The organism is Olsenella sp. HMSC062G07 (assembly GCF_001811895.1).
GTDB classification, from domain to species: domain Bacteria; phylum Actinomycetota; class Coriobacteriia; order Coriobacteriales; family Atopobiaceae; genus Olsenella_F; species Olsenella_F massiliensis.
On record NZ_KV806927.1, the window covers coordinates 1 to 631 of the forward strand.

Annotated in this window: 1 protein-coding gene; it reads right to left on the reverse strand. The window is 65.6% G+C overall.

Translation table 11 applies throughout. The features are described from left to right. Positions 1-65: 65 nt before the first annotated feature. Positions 66-631, reverse strand: a 566-nt coding sequence (locus tag HMPREF2826_RS00225) for a Cna B-type domain-containing protein (protein WP_148138273.1), incomplete at its 5' end; no start/stop codon positions are given.

The following is a 631-nucleotide window of genomic DNA, read 5'->3' on the forward strand; positions in this document are numbered from 1 at the left end:
ACCTCCTGAAAAACGGCCCCGCCACTATGTGACGGGGCCGAACGCAACTCAGGACGAGGTCTGACCTATGCCTTCCTGCCCTTTTTCCGCAGGACGCCCGCAAGGGCAAGCGCAAGGCCAAAGGCTGCCAGAACGTACGGGACGGCTAGGGAAACGTCGCCCGTCCGCGGCAGAGTCGGCTCGGAGGGATTGGCGGGCGGCTCGACGTAGCTGTTCGTGACCGTGAGCGTGCCGTCTTCCGTGTTCGTGCCGTAGCTCACGCGGTAGTTGCCGCGCAAGTCGCCCTCCGCGAGCCTCTCGCCCGTGGCGGAGAGCTCCGCCACGGAGTAGGCGTATTCGCGGCCCTGGGCATCGTACGTGGATACGCCCTCCCACGTCGCAGAAAGGTCGTTCGTTGTAATGGGCTCGCCCACAGGCTCGGGCTCGCCGCCGTCAACAGAGCGCAGGAGCTGGAGCGTCACCTCGCCGTGGTCGGCCTCGACGCCGCCCGCCCAGGTCTTTGTCGCATGCACGTCAACCAGAGGTTCAGTCCTGTGATGGGTGGTCTCGGAGACGAGCTTGACGTCCTTCCCCCTCACGGAGGTCACCTGCGCCGTGTTGTCAAAGCGCTGGGGTTTGTCGGCCTTTTGGG